17 protein-coding genes and 1 pseudogene are annotated in these 14,731 nt (G+C 74.3%); 4 read left to right on the top strand and 14 right to left on the bottom strand.

Features of this window, described 5'->3' with window-relative positions; all coding sequences use genetic code 11:
- Window positions 1–95: 95 nt before the first annotated feature.
- Window positions 96–1,436, bottom strand: coding sequence for a carbohydrate-binding protein (locus tag ABT006_RS22040; protein ID WP_350709107.1), 1,341 nt, complete (start codon window positions 1,434–1,436; stop codon window positions 96–98).
- Window positions 1,437–1,651: 215 nt separating this feature from the next.
- Between ABT006_RS22040 and ABT006_RS22045 the strand changes: the two genes are divergently transcribed.
- Window positions 1,652–1,888 carry a hypothetical protein gene (locus ABT006_RS22045; RefSeq protein ID WP_350709109.1) on the top strand — a complete coding sequence of 79 codons (237 nt, stop codon included), beginning with the start codon at window positions 1,652–1,654 and terminating at the stop codon, window positions 1,886–1,888.
- Here the strand turns inward: ABT006_RS22045 and ABT006_RS22050 are convergent.
- A complete protein-coding gene (locus ABT006_RS22050; protein ID WP_350709110.1) occupies window positions 1,885–3,171 on the bottom strand; it encodes an RNA-guided endonuclease InsQ/TnpB family protein in 1,287 nt (428 codons plus the stop codon). The two genes, ABT006_RS22045 and ABT006_RS22050, sit on opposite strands and share 4 nt — an antisense overlap.
- Window positions 3,172–3,197: 26 nt before the next feature.
- Here ABT006_RS22050 and ABT006_RS22055 point away from each other — a divergent pair.
- A pseudogene (locus ABT006_RS22055) lies at window positions 3,198–3,371 on the top strand (carbohydrate-binding protein); the annotation flags it as partial.
- 197 nt (window positions 3,372–3,568) lie between these two features.
- On the opposite strand, the gene ABT006_RS22060 reads toward ABT006_RS22055, so the two are convergent.
- The 4 genes from ABT006_RS22060 to ABT006_RS22075 form a co-directional block, all read right to left on the bottom strand.
- Window positions 3,569–4,900 (bottom strand): helix-turn-helix domain-containing protein, encoded by a 1,332-nt coding sequence (locus ABT006_RS22060; protein WP_350709111.1) that lies wholly within the window; start codon window positions 4,898–4,900, stop codon window positions 3,569–3,571.
- The gene (locus ABT006_RS22065) at window positions 4,897–6,252 is read right to left on the bottom strand and encodes a helix-turn-helix domain-containing protein (RefSeq protein ID WP_350709112.1); all 1,356 of its coding nucleotides are present in this window, start codon (window positions 6,250–6,252) and stop codon (window positions 4,897–4,899) included. Before ABT006_RS22065 ends, ABT006_RS22060 begins: the two co-directional genes overlap by 4 nt.
- A gap of 150 nt (window positions 6,253–6,402) precedes the next feature.
- Window positions 6,403–7,062 (bottom strand): acVLRF1 family peptidyl-tRNA hydrolase, encoded by a 660-nt coding sequence (locus tag ABT006_RS22070; protein ID WP_350709114.1) that lies wholly within the window; start codon window positions 7,060–7,062, stop codon window positions 6,403–6,405.
- Window positions 7,063–7,104: 42 nt separating this feature from the next.
- Entirely contained in the window at window positions 7,105–7,662 is a 558-nt protein-coding gene (locus ABT006_RS22075; RefSeq protein ID WP_350709116.1) for a TetR/AcrR family transcriptional regulator, read from the bottom strand.
- A 57-nt stretch (window positions 7,663–7,719) separates the two neighbouring features.
- Between ABT006_RS22075 and ABT006_RS22080 the strand changes: the two genes are divergently transcribed.
- Window positions 7,720–8,700, top strand: coding sequence for a DsbA family protein (locus tag ABT006_RS22080; RefSeq protein WP_350709118.1), 981 nt, complete (start codon window positions 7,720–7,722; stop codon window positions 8,698–8,700).
- 25 nt (window positions 8,701–8,725) lie between these two features.
- Here ABT006_RS22080 and ABT006_RS22085 read toward each other — a convergent pair whose 3' ends face one another.
- Together ABT006_RS22085 and ABT006_RS22090 are read right to left on the bottom strand one after the other, a co-directional pair.
- Window positions 8,726–9,355, bottom strand: a complete 630-nt coding sequence (locus ABT006_RS22085) for a LysE family transporter (protein ID WP_350709120.1) — start codon at window positions 9,353–9,355, stop codon at window positions 8,726–8,728.
- A 187-nt stretch (window positions 9,356–9,542) separates the two neighbouring features.
- Window positions 9,543–9,929, bottom strand: a complete 387-nt coding sequence (locus ABT006_RS22090; protein ID WP_350709121.1) for a hypothetical protein — start codon at window positions 9,927–9,929, stop codon at window positions 9,543–9,545.
- A gap of 102 nt (window positions 9,930–10,031) precedes the next feature.
- Here ABT006_RS22090 and ABT006_RS22095 point away from each other — a divergent pair, with 102 nt between their 5' ends.
- Complete coding sequence (locus tag ABT006_RS22095) at window positions 10,032–10,193, top strand: hypothetical protein (protein ID WP_350709123.1); 162 nt, start codon at window positions 10,032–10,034, stop codon at window positions 10,191–10,193.
- On the opposite strand, the gene ABT006_RS22100 is transcribed toward ABT006_RS22095, so the two are convergent.
- From ABT006_RS22100 to sufD, 6 genes are read right to left on the bottom strand one after another with little or no spacing between them, the layout of a single operon-like run.
- Window positions 10,183–10,620: a metal-sulfur cluster assembly factor gene (locus ABT006_RS22100; RefSeq protein WP_350709125.1), complete on the bottom strand. Its 438-nt coding sequence runs from the start codon at window positions 10,618–10,620 to the stop codon at window positions 10,183–10,185. The two genes, ABT006_RS22095 and ABT006_RS22100, sit on opposite strands and share 11 nt — an antisense overlap.
- A complete protein-coding gene (sufU, locus tag ABT006_RS22105; RefSeq protein WP_350709127.1) occupies window positions 10,617–11,093 on the bottom strand; it encodes a Fe-S cluster assembly sulfur transfer protein SufU in 477 nt (158 codons plus the stop codon). The genes ABT006_RS22100 and sufU overlap by 4 nt, the downstream gene beginning before the upstream one ends.
- Before the next feature lie 42 nt (window positions 11,094–11,135).
- Window positions 11,136–12,440, bottom strand: coding sequence for a cysteine desulfurase (locus tag ABT006_RS22110; RefSeq protein ID WP_350709129.1), 1,305 nt, complete (start codon window positions 12,438–12,440; stop codon window positions 11,136–11,138).
- A gap of 31 nt (window positions 12,441–12,471) precedes the next feature.
- Window positions 12,472–13,245 (bottom strand): Fe-S cluster assembly ATPase SufC, encoded by a 774-nt coding sequence (sufC, locus tag ABT006_RS22115; RefSeq protein WP_350686401.1) that lies wholly within the window; start codon window positions 13,243–13,245, stop codon window positions 12,472–12,474.
- Window positions 13,245–13,571, bottom strand: a complete 327-nt coding sequence (locus tag ABT006_RS22120; protein WP_350686402.1) for a non-heme iron oxygenase ferredoxin subunit — start codon at window positions 13,569–13,571, stop codon at window positions 13,245–13,247. Before ABT006_RS22120 ends, sufC begins: the two co-directional genes overlap by 1 nt.
- Window positions 13,571–14,713, bottom strand: a complete 1,143-nt coding sequence (gene sufD / locus ABT006_RS22125; protein WP_350709131.1) for a Fe-S cluster assembly protein SufD — start codon at window positions 14,711–14,713, stop codon at window positions 13,571–13,573. The genes ABT006_RS22120 and sufD overlap by 1 nt, the downstream gene beginning before the upstream one ends.
- Between the last annotated feature and the right edge of the window lie 18 nt (window positions 14,714–14,731).

Genomic DNA, 14,731 nt, shown 5'->3' on the forward strand with positions numbered 1-14,731 from the left:
GGCGGGGCGGCCGACCGCCTCCCACGGACAGGCGTGGTACGGGCCCGGTCGTTGCGGAGACCGGGCCCGTACCGTGTGCGGCGTGGCAGCGGTGTTCAGACCCGCTGCCAGAGCGCCGGCACGTTGGGCGGCTCCCAACCCGGCTGCGCCGTGTGCCCCTGCAGGCAGCGGTAGGACACCCCGGCGTAGCTCACCGTCGCGCCGGCGGCGTACGCGGCGCCCGCCTGCCAGGTCGTCCCGCCGGGCGGGGTGCCGGTCGAGGTGGGCGTGGGGGTCGGCTCGGGGCCGCCGGTGGTGACCAGCGTCAGCCCGTACGCCGCCAGGATCGCGTTGACCGGCTGGAAGTACATCGTCCCGCCGGTGCTGCAGTTGCCGGAGCCGCCCGAGGTGACGCCCTGGGCCTGGCTGCCGGAGAGCCACGAACCACCGGAGTCGCCCGGCTCGGCGCAGGCGTTGCTCCGGGTGAGCCCGGTCACCGTGCCCTCCGGGTAGGTCACCGAGGCGTTCTTCTGCTGGATGGTGCCGCAGCGCCACCCCGTGGTGGAACCGGACCGGCAGACCGCCGCCCCCACGGCGGCCTCGACGCTGCCCGCCACCGCCACCGTCCCGCCCCGGTAGTCGTTCACCAGCCCGCGCGGGGTGTTCCCGGCGTCCACCTGCACCCAGGCGTAGTCCCGGCCGGGGAACGTGGAGCCGCGCACGGTGCCGCCCGGTTGCGAGGTGCGGGCCCCGGCCCGGCCGCAGTGTCCGGCGGTGACGAAACCGCCGTTCACCGAGAACCCGATCGAGCACCGGCTGCTGCCGGTGTAGTAGGCGTTGCCGCCGATCACGTCGGCGTACGGCTTCGGGTCCTCCGTGCTGGCCTGCACCCGCAGCACCCCGGCCGGCACCCCGGCGGCGGCGGCGAAGGACCGGGCCGCGGGCACCGCGCCGTCCCGGGCGAGCACCACGACGGCGTTGCCGGGAAGATCGGCGTACCAGCCGACGACGGCGGGCGGCGCGGCGGTGGCCCTGCGGTTGAGCCGGTCGACCGCCCCGTCCAGGGCACGCTCGGTGTGCCTCACCGGGACCGGGGCCGCGCCGAGGCCACGGACCGCGTCGGCGTCGGCGGCACTGATGACGCCGACCGACACCGTGGCGCCCGGCTCCGTGACCCAGGTGCCGCCGTAGCGGGCGCCGAGGGTGGCGCGCAGCACCTGCTGGACCCGAGCGGCCCGGTCGTCGACGTCGAGACGGGCACGGGCCTGGGCCGGGGTGAGCCGCAGGTCCCGTTGCAGGGCGGCGAACATCTCGGGGGCCACGCCGTCGGGAGCGTCGACCGGGGCGGCGGGCACGCGGTCGGGATCGGCGCTGGCCTGGGCGGCCAGGGCCACGGTGAGCACCAGCGCGACGGCACTCAGGGTAGTTGCCGCCACGGTGGCTGTTCGTCGGAGCATGGGGGTCTCCTCGGGGTCAGGACGATGTGGAGGGTCGCAGCGACCGGGTGCGAGCAGGCACGCAGTGCCGCGTGGCAGCCGCACTGCCGGTGCGCTACTGGAGAGACAACAATTGTTGTTAACTCTGTTGCCATTACCGTAGGTTAGACATCCGACGCCGTCAATACAGCTGTCGATCGATCAGATCCGACCCTTGTCAACACAGGGAGCTGCCTGTGTCCCCGTCGCGCCCGCCCGACCCGCCCGCCCGCCGGGCTCCGTCCGTCCGATCACGACCGGCCGCCGCCGGTCCACCGTCGGCGCTGCCCCGGCACGACCTGGCGGCACCCGCCCCGGACGACGTGCCGTTCGCCGTCGGCACCTTCGACGAGATCGGGCCGCTGTCCCGCGCCGACTTTCCGCACCGGCACACCTTCTACGAGCTGGTGTACTTGACATCCTCCCCCGCCTAAAGGCGGGGGATTCCGACCCTCGCGGGTTGGGGTTCCTGGTTCGCCGCAGACCGCACGGAAGGTTGCCCCTCGTGTCTGACGTCCGCTCCGCAGGCGTTTTGCGTCTCGGCCAGCCCGGCCGCGACGGCGATGTTCTTGGCGGCGTTGACGTCCCGGTCATGCCGGGTGCCGCAACTCGGACACGTCCAGTGGCGTGTGCCGAGGGAAAGCTGGGCGAGCAGGTGCCCGCACGTCGAACACGTCTTACTCGATGGGTACCAGCGGTCCACGACGGCGAGGGTGCGGCCGTCGCGGTGCGCCTTGTAGGTGAGCAGGGTGCGGAACTCGGCCCAGCCGGTACGCGAGATGGATCTGGCCAGGGACCGGTTGCGGACCATGTTCGCCACCGCCAGGTCCTCCACCGCGATGGCGGCGAACCGGCGTACCAGGGTCGTGGACTGCTGGTGGAGGAAGTCCCGGCGCGCGTCGCGGACCCGCGAATGCGCCCGCGCGACCTTCCGTTTGGCTTTGGCGCGGTTGGCGGAGCCCTTCTGCCGGCGGGCCATCATCCGCTGATACCGCTTGAGTCGGCGTTCGCGCCGCTCCATGTGTTTCGGATGCGAGATGCGCTCGCCGGTGGACAACACCGCGAAATCGGTCAGGCCGAGGTCCACACCCACCACCCCGCCCATCGGTTCGGGTGCGGCGGGTGCCTCGATGTCGACGGCGAAGGTCACGAACCAACGGCCGTCCGGGTCACGGCACACCGTCACCATCGTCGGATCCAGCCCCGCCACGTCCACGTCCGGCCACGACCACACGAACCGCAGCACACCCGGAGTCTTCCCCAGCGACAGGTTCCCGCCACGGAGGCGGAACGCCGACCGGGTGAAGCTCGCGGACTGGCGGCCGTGCCGGGATTTGTAGCGCGGGTACCGGGCCCGCTTGGCGAAGAACGCGGTCATGGCGGTGTGCTGGTGGCGCAGGGTCTGCTGCAACGGCACCGACGACACCTCACCCAGAAACGCCAGATCGGGCTGCTTCTTCATCTCCGTCAACGCCCGATCCGTCTGGGCGTACGAGGTCGATCTGCCCTCAGCGCGGTAACGAGCATGGCGGGCGGCGAGAGTGCGGTTCCACACCACCCGGATGCAACCAAACGTGCGATTCAGCACGCTCACCTGCTCCGGCGTCGGGTACGCCCGACACCTGTACGCCGTCCGCACACGACCAGTCCTACCACAAGGGACAGTCATGGTTGACGACGCGTCCGCCATTCCTCCCCGCCCTGAAAGATGGGGCATCCTGGCGGTAATCCGGTGACCTCGGCCCCCACCCCACCCCGACCGGCAGCGCACCCGGCGGGACCTGGGCGCCCGGCACCGCTTACCCGGCCGGCGCCCGGGTGACCTACGGCGGCGTCGCGTACCGCTGCCTCCAGGCACACACCGCCCAGCCCGGCTGGGAGCCGCCGCACACCCCGGCGCTCTGGGCCCGGGACTGACGCGGGACCGCGGACACACCGGCGGCCCGGCCGCTCGTGGCCCGGGGTAGGCGGCCGGCCGCCCCGGGCCGGCGCCCCGGGCGCGAGCCGGCGGCCCCGGCGAACCGGCCCGCGCCCGGTCCGACACCAGGGCGCGGGCCGACGGCCCGGCGAACCGGCCCGCAGGCGCGGCCCGCCACAGTGGTCGGCGCCGAGGATCAGGCCGTGGCGCGGAACGCGGCTACCCGCTCACCGAGCTGCTCCACCTGGTGCAGCCCGTCGCGGAGCAGGTCGAGGGCGTCCCCGGGCCGCCCCCACTGCTCCAGCCGCTCCGCCAGCAGCAGGACCACCGCGGCCAACTCCCGGCGCCGCCCGGCCGCCCGATAGCCGGCGGCCGCCGCCCGCAGGTGCCGCTCGGCGTCAACCTGCTCCCCGGCATCGGCCCGCAGCAGGCCGCGCACCCGGTCGGCGCGCGCCGCCACCACCGCGTCGACGGCCGGATCGACGGCGTCGCACAGCAGCGCCGCCGCGCGCTCCGGCTGGCCCAGCGCGTGGTGGACCTCGGCCAGCTCCACCCCGACCTCCCGGGCCAGCGCCCGCTGCCCGGCGACCGTCAGCGCCGTGTGCGCGGTCGCCAGGTCGGCGAGGGCAGCCGCCAGGTCGCCGGCCGCCCGGCGCCCCTGCCCCCGGGCCCGGTGGCAGCACGCCAACTGCACCCCCATGGCGACCTGCCGGGCCGCCTGGCGGGCCTGCTCCGCGGCGACGTCGGCCTCCGCCGTCCGTCCTGAGGCGAGCAACGCGTCCGCGACCGTCAGGTGCATCCCCGCGACCCGCGCCGGCGCGGGCAGCACCGCCAGGGCCAGGGCCTGTCCGGCGGCCTCCGCCGCCGCCTCCTCGTCGCCGAGCGCGACGTGGCAGAGCACCAGCTCCGCGTACAGGGTCAGCAGGGTCGACGGGTCCGGCCACCCGTCCCGCGCCAGCGCGTCCCGCGCCTCGGCGAGCAGGAAGCCGGCGTACCGGGGATCACCGGTGTGGCGCAGCACCGCGGCGCGCCTGGCCGCCGCCTCGGCCCGGACGTGCGGCGGCGCCCCCGCCAGCAGCGCCTCCGCCCGGTCCACCTCGGCCGACGCGGCGTCGGGATCGTCGCGGAACAGCGCGACGCCGGCCAGACCGAGCCGGGCCCGGGCGGCCAGCACCGGCTCGTCCAGGTCGGCGGCGACCGCCGCCACCTCCCGGCAGACGGCAGCCCTCTCGTCGGTGGACCCGGCCAGGTCCGCCCCGACCAGCCGGAGCCGCAGGCGCACCACCTCGGCCGGCGAGCGGCCGGTGGCCAGGTCCGCCGGAGTCACCCCGAGCCGCTCGGCGAAGTGGGCGACGGCATCGGCGGAGGGCATCCGGCGACCACCCTCCACGGCGGACACGTAGGCCGCGGTGTACCGGGGCTCGGCCAGGGCACGCTGGGTGAGCCCTCGTGCCGTCCGCAGCCGCTGGAGGCGTGCGCCCAGCTCCCCCACCGGGTCGCCCGCCACGACAGGCTCCGGCGGGCTCACGACAGGCGCTCCGCCGCACGCAGGCCACGACGCAGCACCGCGGTCGCCGCGTCGCGCTCCGCCCCGGCCAGCAACAGCTCGGCGAGATGGCGGCAGGTGATCACCACGTCCCCCATCAGGCCGGCCCGCTCGTACCGGTCGACGGCCCGCAGCAGCAGCCGCCGCGCCTGGTCGTGGTCGCCCTGCGCGGCCCGCACCAGCCCGCGCACCCGGTCGGCCTCGGCCATGATCTCCCGGTGGTCGCAGGCCGCCGCCGTCCGGGCGGCCTCCTCGGCCAGCGCACCCGCCTCGTCCAGGACGCCCTCCCGGCGGCGCGCCTCGGCCAGTTCCAGCGTCGCCCCGGCGTGGTCGAGCACCGCGCCGACGGCGCCCAGCATCTCCCGGGCGCGCCGCAACTCCGGCCCCGCCTCCCCCGGCCGCCCGGCCCGCAGCAACACGTAGCCACGGGCCCAGTGACACAGGGCGATCTCCCGGGTGAGCCCCAGCTCGGCGTAACGGCGGCCGGCCTCCCGCAGGTGCCGGTCCGCCTCGTCCAGCTCGCCGTCGCGGCGCAGCTGCCCGGCGACGGCGTGGAACTGCGCCACCCACTCCTGGTTGGTCACCCGGTCGAGCAGGGAAGCCGCCTCCCGCTCCAGCCGCCGCGCCCGGTCCCGCCAGCTCAGTTCGAGGAACGTGTACATCAGGGCGTTGGTCAACCGCAGCTCGGCGTCGGCGTCCACCGGCGGCGCCGCCCGCAGGGCCCGCAGGCCGCCCTCCAGGATCGCCACCGCCCGCGGCGCGTCCCCCGTGACCAGCAGGCAGTACGCCTGCCGGGCCAGCACCGCCGCGCGCAGCGCCGGGCACCCGTCGGGGAGCGTCGCCGCCAACTCGTCGTACCGGGCGGCGGCGTCCTCGGTCGACCCGCGGTGCAGTTGCGCCTCCGCCAGGTGGTACGCGGCCCAGCCAGCCAGTTCGGGCAGTCGGTAGTGGTCCGCCCGACGGCGGATCCCGGTCAGCGCCCGCTCGGCGGCGTCCAACCGGCCGGCGGAGAGGTCCCGCCGGGCCGACGCCTGCTCGGCGGCGAGCCGGGTGGCGGCGTCGGCCGGCCGGCCGTACCGCAGGTCGTCCACCGGCAGCCCGAGCCGGTCCGCGAAGTAGGCCAGCGCCTCGGGGCTGGGCACCCGGACGCCCGACTCCACGGCGCCCAGGAACGCGCGGGTGTAACGGGAGCCGACGACCTGTTGCTGGGTCAGGCCCTGGGCGATGCGCAGCCGCCGGATCCGGTGGCCCAGGCTCTCCACGACCAGTTCGTCGCCGGGAGCACCGCCCCCGCCACCGACCACGACGACGTCGGCCGCGGCCGTCTCCGCCATCCCGGCTCCTTCCCGACCATCGCGCCCAGCCTAGTGCGTCCACCGTGGCCCGCCGCCGACCGACGTGGGACGGGTCCGCACCGGCGGCAGCCGTCCGCCCGGGATACCCCGGCTCGGCGGGGGCACGGACTCACGAAGCGGAAAGCGGGATCACTGGGTTTCTCCGAGGCGGTCGCGGACCAGGATCCGGACCGCGCGGGCCGCCGCGATCGCGCCGACCAGCACGGCGTGCCGGGGCTCGGGCACGTCCAGCAGCCGCTCCGCGCGCAGCGCCGCTAGCGGGGCGAGCCGCCGGTCGGCCAGCACGGTGTCCACCGCCCGCCGGTCGCCGCCGCAGACCAGCGCGCTCAGCGACGACGCCTCCGGCAACAGCAGCCGTACGGCCAGCTCGGTCGCGTCGCCCAGCGCCGCCTTCGCCTGGTTGTCGCGCCGCCGGGCGAAGCGCTGCTGGGACCACCCCCCGGCGGCGGTGCGGCCCTGCACGTACCGGGTGTCCACCTTCGACACCGTCAGCTCCTCGCCCGCCGCGACGCCCACCGCCACCGCGCCCTTACGGACCAGCAGCAGGCCGATCCGGCGGGGCGTGGCCGCGGCGGCCACGAAACCGGGCACGTCCGGGGTGGCCGGCGCGCCGGGCGGGTTGTGCAGCTCGGCGGTCGCGCCGTCCGGGGCGGCGAGCAGCAAGCCGTGCGGCTGGACGGTGGTGGTGGGCGCGCCGTGCCGGTCGGCGAAGCCCTCGACCCAGCGGGCGACGCGGCCCGGGGCCACCTCGACCCACCGACCGCCACCTACTGCCGGCCTGCCGACCACGGCAACCTCCCCTGTGTTGGTCGCGTCGAGACGCGGATGGGTTCAGCCACGGAGCAGCCGCCACGTGGCCAGCGCGGTCTCTGCCGCTCCGGCCGGGGCCCGCGCCGCGGTCCAGTCTGCGATGACGCCCGTGAGGGCGCCGGCGAGGTAGGCGGCGTGGACGTCCACCGGCACGTCGTTGACGCCGGGGGGACGCGCCCGCGCCTCGAAACTCTTCCGCAGTTCCGCGGCCAGCCGGTCCCGCAGGCCCGCAGCGAAGCGGGCGCTGCCGTGCGGGGACAGCATCCGACGGTAGAGGACCGCGTTGGCGGCGACGGTGTCGAAGAGGTCGCGCAGCGGCTGCGGCGCCTCGTCGCGCGGAGCGTCCAGCGGGCAGAGCGCCGCGGCGCGCGCCACCTGGGCGGTCGCCTCCTCCATCGCGTCCGTGACGAGCGCGTCCAGGTCGGGAAAGTGGAGGTACGTGGTCGCGCGGTTGACCCCGGCCCGCTTGGCGACCTCGGCGATCGTGATGTCGCCCAGCTCCCGCTCGGCGGCCAGTTCCAGGACGGCGGCCCGGAGTCGGGCTCGTGTCCGTCGCGCCCGCGGGTCGGAGGAGTTCACCGGGCCACTATACGACAGCCGTCGCTTACGCGACACGTGTCGTGTAGCGTGCGGGGTATGCGGATCGAGGTGTGGGCAGACGTCGTCTGCGCGTGGGCGTACATCGCCAAGCGGCGGCTGGAACGGGCGCTGGCGTCCTGGGAGGGCGAACCGGTCGAGGTCGTCTGGCGGCCGTTCCGGATCGACCCCTCCGCCCCCGTCCCGGCCGAGCCGCTGGCGGACGTGCTGCGTGACCCGATGGTGGACGCCGCACTCCAGCGGTGCGCGCCGGACCTGACGCCCGGCGAGAACCGGGAACGCGTCTCCCAGATCGCGCAGGCCGAGGGCATCGGTCCGCGCTGGGGCGCCGGCTGGCGGGCCAACAGCCACGACGCCCACCGCCTGATCGCCCTCGCCGACTCCGCCGGCGGTACGCGACTGCAGGACGCGGTGGCGGAAGAGGTGATGCACGCGCACTTCGTCGACGCGCGGGACATCAGCCGCCCGGAGGTGCTGGCCGAGGTGGCCCGGAGGGCGGGCTTCCCCGAGGGAGGCGCGCTGCTGGCCGACGGCGGCGGCGAGGCCGTCGTCCGGGAGCTGGTCCTGCGGGGCAGGGCCGCGGGCGTGGCGACGTCACCGACGGTCGTCGCGAACGGGATGGCACTGCGGGGCGCTCAGCCCCCGGAGGTGATCCACGACTTCCTGTCCGGGGCCGCACGGGTCAGCCCCCGACAACTCCCCGAGGAGGTCGAACGCCTCCGCCACGCCGAGGCGCTGCTGGACCTGGGCGATCCCCTGGGTGCCCTCACCCTGCTCCAGCCCCTGCTCGACGCCCACGGCGACGACCGCGGCACCAGGCTGCTCGCCGCCCGGGCGTACTTCCACTCCGCCCAGCTCACCCGGGCCCTGCGGATGCTGGAGCCGCTCGCGGCGGCGGCGCCGGACGACTCGTACGTGCAGTTGCTGCTCGGGCGCACCCTGCAGCGACAGGGGGACGCCCGGCGCGCCGCCGTCCACCTGCGCCTGGCGGCGGCCATGTCCCCCGGCTACGCCGCCTGACCCAGGGCGCCGTAGCCGGCGGCCTTCATCGGGGCAGCACCATGGCAGTCGCCAGGGCCGCGATGAGGACGCTGGAGACCAACGCCGTGACGCGCCGACCGCGTGGCCCGGCCAACGCCCGCCCGACGAGGGTGCCCCCACCGGCGATCAGCAACTGCCAGCTGGCCGAGGCGACGAAGGCCCCCGCCACGAAGAGCAGCGCCTCGGCCACGCCGGGGTCCGCGCCACCCTGCCGCCCGAGGACGAGGGCGGCGAAGTAGACCACCGTCGCCGGATTGAACAGGGTCAGCGCGAGCACGCCGGCGAAGGCCCGGGCCGGAGTGTCCAGGCCCCGGCGGGCCTCGGCGGGGACCGCCGGCGCGGTGCGGGGGCGCAGGGCACGCCAGGCGCCGTGGCCGGCGAGGGCGAGCAGCACGACCGCGGCGACCAGCCGCATTGGCCCGGCGACCGGGGCGAGCAGGCCGGCGACCGCGGCCCCGCCGAGGGCCGCCGCGGCGGCGTAGAGCCCGTCCGCGGCGGCCACTCCGAGCGCTGCGGCGGCGCCGACCCGGAACGACGTGCGGGCGCTGAGCCCGAGGATGAGGATGGCGATCGCACCGACCGGGACGGCGACGCCGTAGCCGGCGACCAGACCAGCCAGGAACGCGCCGGTCACGACGGCGGGCGGCGGGCCGAGACGCGACCGGGCACCGTCCGCTGTCGCCGCGCGGCGGTGGCCGCGGCAACGGGGAGGCTCTGCACCGGGTACGTCTCGATCACGCCCCGATCCTGCTTCCCCACCCCACCCGCCGCCACCCATTTCCCGGCGCGTCGTCGGCTGCGACGAACGCCGGCCGTGGGCGTCAGGCCAGCCGGTGCGCCGCGACCGTGTTCGAGCAGTCGGCGATGGTGGTGGGCTCCGAGACGTTGAGGGCGTCCAACCGGGACCACCCGTTGACTCCGGTGGTGGTGTTACGGAGGTAGATCCAGAGCGCGTTGGTGTAGGTGGCGCAGTGGACGTCGATCCCGTGACTCGGGTAGCCGAGTCCGCGACTGCCGCAGTCGATGTGTGGATAGGCCCGGATGTTGGTCCCGTTCCCGAACGAGATGGCGCCCCCGCTGTACAGATCCGGGTGGGTGCCGTGCCCGCTGCAGTGCGCGCTGGCCGGGCTGGCGGGCAGCAACGCCAGCGCCGAGCCACCCGTGACGAGCGCCAGCGCGGACGCGATGGAGAGCAACCGAGATCGCATGTGCCGTCTCCTTCAGATAGATGGTGACAACTATCGATAGAGGATGGCACGCGGATCGCACCGTGGTGTCGGCTCCGCCCGAACGCGGCAGGGTGGAAGAGAGTGCCGTCCCCGCACGCCCGGGGTCGTCCGCGGCTGGGCGACGCCCTCGCCGCCGTCGGCGAGCTGGCCGCCGTCGTCCGTCGGCAGGAACGCGTCGAGCGCGCCGCCCGGGAGGGGCGGCGCGCTCGACGGGGACCGACGCTGGGCCGGGTCAGACGTTGAAGCCGAGGGAGCGGAGCTGGTCGCGCCCCTCGTCGGTGATCTTGTCGGGGCCCCACGGCGGGAGCCACACCCAGTTGATCCGGATGTCGTCGACCAGGCCGCCGCCGGGGCCGGTGGTCAGCGCCTGGCGGGCCTGGTCCTCGATCACGTCGGTCAGCGGGCAGGCCGCCGACGTCAGCGTCATGTCCAGCGTGGCGACGTTGTCGTCGCCGACGTGCACCCCGTACACCAGGCCGAGGTCGACCACGTTGATGCCCAGCTCGGGGTCGACGACGTCCTTCATCGCCTCCTCGATGTCGGCGACGGCGGCCCGGGCACCCGCGGCCTTGCCGCCGTCACCCGCGGCCGGCGCGGTGGCGTCCGCGGCCGGCGTCGCCGTGCCCTCGGCCGCCGGCGTCGCCGCGGTGGCGGTGTCCTCGCTACTCATGCCTTAACCTCCGAAGGGCTCACGCCCACGCCGGCGCGTGCCGCGGCGTCCTTGAACGCCATCCACGGCAACAGCGCGCACTTCACCCGGGCGGGGTAGCGGGCGACGCCCGCGAACGCGACCCCGTCACCGAGCACGTCCTCGTCCGGCGTGACCTGACCACGGCCGGACATCAACTCCACGAACGCCTCGTGCACCTGGAACGCCTCACCCGCGCCCCGCCCGACCAGCAGCTCGTGCAACACGCTCGCCGACGCCTGGCTGATCGAGCAGCCCATGCCGTCGTACGAGACGTCGTGCAGCACGTCGCCGTCGGTCGCCACCCGGACCGTGACCTCGTCGCCGCAGGTCGGGTTGACGTGGTGCGCCTCGGCGACCCGGGCGCCCGGGTCGCCCGCGTCGCGCAGGCCACGGCCGTGCGGGTGCTTGTAGTGGTCCAGGATGATCTCCTGGTAAAGAGATTCAAGCTGCATCAGGCTGAACTCCCGTCGATCCGCGGGCTCCTGCGTCGCCGCTCACTCGAACACCTTCCGCGCCTGCTCCAGGCCCGCCACCAGGGCGTCGATCTCCTCGGTGGTGGTGTAGAGGTAGAACGACGCCCGCGTCATGGCCGGCACGCCGAACCGGGTGCACACCGGCCGGGCACAGTGGTGGCCCACCCGCACCTGCACGCCGAGCGAGTCGAGCACCTGCCCGACGTCGTGCGGGTGGATGTCGCCGAGGGCGAACGAGATGGTGCCGCCCCGGCCCACCGGCACGGTCGGCCCGAAGATCCGCAGGCCGCGCACCGTGGCGAGGGCGTCCAGCGCGTACGCCGTCAGCTCCTTCTCGTGCCACTGGACGGCCCGCATCCCGATGCCCGTGAGGTAGTCGACGGCAGCGCCGAGCGCGACCGCCTCGGCGATCGGCGGGGTGCCCGCCTCGAACCGGGCCGGCGGCGCCGCGAAGGTCGAGCGCGCCATCGACACCGTCTCGATCATCGACCCTCCGCCGAGCACCGGCGGCATCGCCGCCAGCAGCTCGGCCCGGCCCCAGAGCACCCCGATGCCGGTCGGGCCGCACATCTTGTGCCCGGTGAACACGACGAAGTCGGCGTCGTAGTCGACCACGTCCATCGGCATGTGCGGCACCGACTGGGAGCAGTCGAGCAGCAGCAGCGCCCCCACCTCGCGGACCCGCTCGGTGATCCGCGCGGTGGCGTTGACGGTGCCGAGGATGTTGGACATGTGCACCAGCGAGACGATCTTCGTCCGCTCGGTGACCAGGTCCGCCAGCCCCGACTCGTCCAGGCGCCCCTGGTCGGTGACCGGGAACCAGCGCAGCGTCGCGCCGGTCCGCTCGCAGAGCAGCTGCCACGGGACGATGTTCGAGTGGTGCTCCATCTCGGAGATCACCACCTCGTCACCGGGGCCGAGCCGGAACCGCGGGTCGGCGTCGGGCCGCAGCGAGGCGTTGGAGAAGGCGTACGCGACGATGTTGATCGCCTCGGTGGAGTTCTTGGTGAACACCACCTCGTCCGGGCTCGGCGCGTTGACGAACGCGGCGACCTTCGCCCGGGCGCCCTCGTACGCCTCGGTGGCCTCCGTGCCCAGCGTGTGCACCGAGCGGGAGACGTTGGCGTTGTGCATCGCGTAGTGCTCGGCGAGCACGTCGAGCACCTGCCGCGGCTTGTGCGAGGTGTTGGCGCTGTCGAGATAGACCAGCCGGTGCCCGTTGACCTCCCGGTCCAGGATCGGGAAGTCGGCGCGCACCTTCGCCACGTCGTAACGCGGCACGTCGTCGTACTGCGGCATCCCCGGCGGGATCGCGATGGTAGTCATGTCGACCGGCCCACCCATTCTCCGAGAGGAATCAGGCCCGCGCCGAACCGGCCCCGGCGACGTACCGCTCGTAGCCCTCTTCCTCGAGCTTGTCGGCCAGCTCCGGGCCGCCCTGCTCGACGATCCGGCCGGCCACGAACACGTGCACGAAGTCCGGCTTGATGTAGCGCAGGATCCGGGTGTAGTGGGTGATCAGCAGCAGGCCGGTGTCGCCGGTGTCGCGGACCCGGTTCACGCCCTCGCTGACCACGCGCAGCGCGTCGACGTCGAGGCCGGAGTCGGTCTCGTCGAGGATGGCCATCTTCGGCTTGAGCAGCTCCAGCTGCACGATCTCGTGCCGCTTCTTCTCACCGCCGGAGAAGCCCTCGTTGACGTTGCGCTGGGCGAACGCCGGGTCCATCTGGAGGCGCTCCATGGCCCCGCGCAGCTCGCCGCCCCAGGTGCGCAGCTTCGGCGCCTCGCCGTCGATGGCGGTCTTGGCGGTACGCAGGAAGTTCGCCACCGAGACGCCGGGCACCTCGACCGGGTACTGCATGGCCAGGAAGAGGCCGGCGCGGGCCCGCTCGTCGACGGACATGGCCAGCACGTCCTCGCCGTCGAGGGTCACCGAGCCGCCGGTGATCTCGTACTTGGGGTGGCCGGCGATCGAGTAGGCCAGGGTGGACTTGCCGGAGCCGTTCGGCCCCATGATCGCGTGGGTCTCGCCCGAGCGGACGGTCAGGTCGACACCGGCCAGGATCGGCTTGAGCTCACCCTCGGGCAGCTTGACCGACACCTTCAGGTCGCGGATCTCCAGGGTGCTCATTATCGGGTCACTCCATTGCTCGGCGTGAGGCTGACGTAGATGTCGCCGTCGCGGACTTCGACGGGATAGACGGGAACGGGTTCGGTGGCGGGCAGCCCGGTCGGCTCGCCGGTCCTCAGGTCGAAACGGGAACCGTGCAGCCAGCATTCCAGCGTGCAGCCGGAGACCTCCCCCTCGGAGAGGGCGACCGCGGCGTGCGAGCACTCGTCGTAGACGGCGTAGAAGGCGTCGTCCTCGCCGTGCACGATCGCGATCTGCGTGCCGTCGACGTCCGCGGCGATCGCGGTGCCCTTCGGCACGTCCTCGGTCGAGCAGATCTTGATCATCAGGCGCCGGCCTTGCTCAGCCGGGCCTCGATCGCGTCGCCGAGCCGCTCGCGCAGCTCCTCGACCGGGATCTTGTTGATCAGCTCGGCGAAGAAGCCGCGGACCACCAGGCGCCGCGCCTCGGCCTCCGGGATGCCCCGGGCCATCAGGTAGAACAGCTGCTCGTCGTCGAAGCGGCCGGTCGCGCTCGCGTGGCCGGCGCCGGCGATCTCGCCGGTCTCGATCTCCAGGTTGGGTACGGAGTCCGCCCGCGCACCGTCGGTCAGCAGCAGGTTCCGGTTGATCTCGTACGTTTCGGTGCCGGTCGCCTCGGCACGGATCAGCACGTCGCCCACCCAGACGGTACGCGCGCTCTCGCCCTGCAGGGCGCCCCGGTAGCCGACGTAGCTGCGGCAGTCCGGCACGCTGTGGTCGACCAGCTGGCGGTGCTCCAGGTGCTGCCCCGAGTCGGCGAAGTAGAGGCCGTACAGCTCGGCCTCGCCGCCCCGGTCGGTGTACTCCACCGAGGTGTACTGCCGGACCAGGTCGCCACCGAGGGAGACCTGGACGTGGACCACCCTGGCGTCCCGACCCAGCTTCACCTTCAGGTGCTGGGCCTGGACGGCGTCGTCGGCCCAGTCGGCGACGGTGACCAGGGTCAGCTTCGCCCCGTCGGCCACCGCCACCTCGACGTTGTCGGCCAGCGTCGCCGAACCGGCGTGCTCCAGCACCAGGGTCACCTCGGCGAACCGGCCGACCTCGACGAAGGTGTGCCCGAAGGCGACACCCTCGGCGCCGTCGCCGACCACCCGCAGGGTCACCGGGTCGGCGACCACGGCGTCGCGGGCGACCTGGACCAGCAGCGCCTGCCCGGCCCCGCCGTAGGCCAGCGCGCTGACCCGGTCGACGGGGGTGAGCACGCTGCCCACCCGGGGGTCGTCGGAGCCGATCCGCTCGACGGTCACGCCCTCGGGCAGGTCGCCGTACTCGTGGCGGACCGTGCCGGTGGCGGCCTGCGCCCCGCCCACCAGCCCGCGCAGCCGCTTGAGCGGGGTGAAGCGCCACTCCTCCTCCAGGCCCGTGAGGGCCGGGAAGTCGGCGACGTCGTACGAGCGGAGCGCCTGCGACTTGGTGCTGGGCGGCGCGGAAGCCTGGGTAGTCATCTCTTCCTTGGTCTGTTT

It is taken from the genome of Micromonospora sp. NPDC002717 (assembly GCF_040295705.1).
GTDB lineage: Bacteria > Actinomycetota > Actinomycetes > Mycobacteriales > Micromonosporaceae > Micromonospora.

Bases quoted from the DNA above. Each gene is read 5' to 3' on its own strand.
- ABT006_RS22080 (WP_350709118.1), top strand. From the start codon at position 7,720: ATGCGGATCGAGGTGTGGGCAGACGTCGTCTGCGCGTGGGCGTACATC.
- ABT006_RS22090 (WP_350709121.1), bottom strand. From the start codon at position 9,929: ATGCGATCTCGGTTGCTCTCCATCGCGTCCGCGCTGGCGCTCGTCACG.
- sufC (WP_350686401.1), bottom strand. From the start codon at position 13,245: ATGAGCACCCTGGAGATCCGCGACCTGAAGGTGTCGGTCAAGCTGCCC.
- ABT006_RS22100 (WP_350709125.1), bottom strand. From the start codon at position 10,620: ATGAGTAGCGAGGACACCGCCACCGCGGCGACGCCGGCGGCCGAGGGC.
- sufU (WP_350709127.1), bottom strand. From the start codon at position 11,093: ATGCAGCTTGAATCTCTTTACCAGGAGATCATCCTGGACCACTACAAG.
- ABT006_RS22065 (WP_350709112.1), bottom strand. From the start codon at position 6,252: ATGGCGGAGACGGCCGCGGCCGACGTCGTCGTGGTCGGTGGCGGGGGC.
- ABT006_RS22120 (WP_350686402.1), bottom strand. From the start codon at position 13,571: ATGATCAAGATCTGCTCGACCGAGGACGTGCCGAAGGGCACCGCGATC.
- sufD (WP_350709131.1), bottom strand. From the start codon at position 14,713: ATGACTACCCAGGCTTCCGCGCCGCCCAGCACCAAGTCGCAGGCGCTC.
- ABT006_RS22110 (WP_350709129.1), bottom strand. From the start codon at position 12,440: ATGACTACCATCGCGATCCCGCCGGGGATGCCGCAGTACGACGACGTG.
- ABT006_RS22050 (WP_350709110.1), bottom strand. From the start codon at position 3,171: ATGCCCCATCTTTCAGGGCGGGGAGGAATGGCGGACGCGTCGTCAACC.
- ABT006_RS22040 (WP_350709107.1), bottom strand. From the start codon at position 1,436: ATGCTCCGACGAACAGCCACCGTGGCGGCAACTACCCTGAGTGCCGTC.